Raw genomic sequence first — 2,416 nt, forward strand, 5'->3', positions numbered from 1 at the left:
AGCCGGCTGGAATGACGACTATCGGGCTCAGTTATTCTTTGGTTAAAATATCAACAAAGTGTGCTCCCGCCCTGCACCTACGACAAAGCCGCACATTTCACCATCCTCGCTGCGAGCTTCTGCGACCATTCCATTTTTATTCCACTTAAACTGCCATGAAAGGTCTGCACCTTTGGTTCTACCAGCTAACTGCAAAGGATATTGAAGTGTTTTTACCTTCACTAGCATTGGAGGAAGCGTTAGTGGTGTTGGCTTACCAATCAGAGTTTTAGATAATGCATTGGCACCGAGAACAATTGGCTGCAAAAAGGGTCGCAATTCACCTTTCCACTCAACGCAATCACCAAGAGCATAAATGTGCTCACTCGATGTTCTCAGGTAATCATCTACTACAATTCCGCGTTTAACAGCCAGTCCTGCATTCATCGCTAAGGATAGATTCGGTTGTAGACCTATAGCTGAAATGACAAGATCCTGTTCACTGAAACTGCTGTCAGTGAGCTCTATCATAAAGGATTCGTTGGCATCTCTTCTTTGTATCGACTTGATACCTCGGGAAGGTGCGAATAAGTACCCTATGTGCCAAAACTAAAAAGTTTAGCCATTTAATATCAATAATTTAGAATGGTGTGTTTTTGTGCCAAGTGACTTGTTAGCACCTTCCTTAGCACCTCCTTTGAGCTGGGTTAGTTTTATGTTCTTGCGGCGATTAATTTTCCTAAACTCACTCTCAAAATCAATTAACTCAATACGAAATAGGGCTGCTATGTGTATTTTTGAGCAGGCATGCTTCTTTGAGCTCAACGGGAACCGCCGGTTTCCAGGCACTATGTCACGGCAGCAGGCTCGCCGTTCTGTAGGGCTAAGGATAAATATACTGTCTGAATTCATTTCACCATCCGGCAGTACTTTCCCTGATGCCCTATCTTTGAATAACTGAGTGGCCATCATTAGTTTTTTATTATATTCCTCATCCATAAAACACCCTGCAATCTATTTCAGCAACAGGCTATCAGGCTTATTAAGATGATTCAACAGATAATTGAAGATGAACCTAATAATAATTTTTCTAATATTTTCATATATACCTGCACGCGGTATTAATCTCCGCATTATGGACTACTCTCTTGCCGACTGACGTTGATGTTATTGCAATGAAATAGGTAGGTAGGCTTGAACTAATGGAATAGATGCCGCATGCAATTGCATGCGGCAACGCACGCTGGCTAACCTTTAACTTAAGGTGCTACCGACTATGCTGTGCCTGCATAAAGTCGATTATTGAGCCACCTGCGGCGCTATAACAACACCTCAACGGGTAGGTCCGCAAAATGCATAGGAGAAAGATATTTGTGTGCTTGACGATTGCTGCTGACAAAATAGCTTTTATCGAGCATGCTTGATGACACTACATGAAGTAGTTGAAATGAAACTTAGAATAGTCAATCTCTCTTAAATACCTTATAAAATCCTTTCACATCAAATAATTCGCTATAATATAAAAGCTCCCACTCAGGGTTGTTTTGTAGTTTCTGTGAGAATACCTCGTTAGTCACGCATGAGATACAGACGCACTCAACACTAGGCTCAGCACCTAGTGCATTAACTAATTTTGTGAAAAATCCACACCCCTGCCATTCATATGGTATTCCGATCAACTCTATTGATGGACACGCCCTGAATCCATCCCTAAACCGTGGGTATTTTTTCATTATAAAATCAGGGAGTGTTGGTGGCACTCGGATCTCCAAGGTGATCCCCCCTTCTGAGTAATACAACGGTCTGACTGGATAGCCGACCGAACGAAACATCACAATAAAAGCATTGACAAGTGCATCAACGGCTTTATCCATGAGTTCTTCATCCGTCATTTGAACATCCATAAGATTTCTCCGCAGTAGGACGCTAGTGAATTACGAGGAATGAGCCCACGGTAAACCGAGAGACTGCCATCTGTCAAGCGACATAAATGGATCATGCCATTGATTTTTAAGGAGTTTTTTATTGAAAAAATAATTGTACAAATTTCACTCTTGGTTGTTTTTTGCTCTTTTTGAGTGTTGGCTGAACGACATTTAACCTATAACATGCCCATAAACAGAATGGATGTGGATGGGATGGTAAATATCGCTAATGCGGTAGTCATTACATGTGGATAATATGCTCGCAGAGCAATATAAATAAAAACATTTTTGCCGTTCGATTTAATAGACACGAGGCTTAAACAGAACATAAACAGACGAATTCCTGCATATAGAATGACATCAATGCTTGAATGACATGTTCTAGTTGTTTTCAATGTGATTCATATTTTATTTTGAAAACAAAGGCTCAATTGTTTACCTGATTACCCATGACCCTCAGCCAGCTTCAAGAGCCGATATGGCATCGGAGGGCTTGCCACGACTGCATGCCC

General features: G+C 41.4%; 2 protein-coding genes and 1 pseudogene. All 3 read right to left on the reverse strand.

Annotation, left to right across the window (positions count from 1 at the left end; all coding sequences use genetic code 11):
• Positions 1-42 precede the first annotated feature (42 nt).
• Positions 43-540, reverse strand: a pseudogene (locus OKC40_RS22175) (FAD-dependent oxidoreductase); the annotation flags it as partial.
• A 57-nt stretch (positions 541-597) separates the two neighbouring features.
• Positions 598-978: a hypothetical protein gene (locus tag OKC40_RS22180; protein WP_270797000.1), complete on the reverse strand. Its 381-nt coding sequence runs from the start codon at positions 976-978 to the stop codon at positions 598-600.
• Between the two features lie 464 nt (positions 979-1,442).
• Positions 1,443-1,883 carry a hypothetical protein gene (locus OKC40_RS22185; RefSeq protein WP_139039452.1) on the reverse strand — a complete coding sequence of 147 codons (441 nt, stop codon included), beginning with the start codon at positions 1,881-1,883 and terminating at the stop codon, positions 1,443-1,445.
• Positions 1,884-2,416 lie beyond the last annotated feature (533 nt).

It is taken from the genome of Aeromonas sp. QDB11 (assembly GCF_027705265.1).
GTDB classification, from domain to species: Bacteria; Pseudomonadota; Gammaproteobacteria; order Enterobacterales; family Aeromonadaceae; genus Aeromonas; species Aeromonas allosaccharophila.

What these genes read in the sequence shown, in the direction of transcription:
- OKC40_RS22185 (WP_139039452.1), bottom strand. Translation starts at nt 1,883, where the DNA reads ATGGATGTTCAAATGACGGATGAAGAACTCATGGATAAAGCCGTTGAT.
- OKC40_RS22180 (WP_270797000.1), bottom strand. Translation starts at nt 978, where the DNA reads ATGGATGAGGAATATAATAAAAAACTAATGATGGCCACTCAGTTATTC.